This is a genomic window from Paracraurococcus lichenis, assembly GCF_030657435.1.
GTDB lineage: Bacteria > Pseudomonadota > Alphaproteobacteria > Acetobacterales > Acetobacteraceae > Paracraurococcus > Paracraurococcus lichenis.
In genome coordinates this window covers 1-262 of sequence record NZ_JAUTWS010000598.1, presented here as the reverse complement: position 1 = coordinate 262, position 262 = coordinate 1, and the positions used below count along the sequence as shown (strand labels likewise).

Genomic DNA, 262 nt, shown 5'->3' with positions numbered 1-262 from the left:
CTGCCGAGCTGGGATCGGGCGGTTGGCGAGGACTGGCTTGGCCGCTGGGCGATGAACCTGATGCTGCTCGGGGTCGCCACGCGCCGGTTCGGCCGGGCGGTTCGGCTGCCCGAGGGCGACGTGCCGGCTGGCCCGGGCGCGGGGGTGTCGAAGTCGGCGGCCTCGCGGCGGTTCGTGGCGCTGTCGGCGGAGCGGATGGCGGCCTGGATGGGGCAGGACCTGTCCGGGCTCGACCTGCTGGCGGTGCAGATCGACGGCATCC

At 75.2% G+C, this 262-nt stretch carries 1 pseudogene; it reads left to right on the top strand.

What is annotated here, in order from left to right:
• Positions 1-262, top strand: a pseudogene (locus tag Q7A36_RS41385) (IS256 family transposase); the annotation flags it as partial.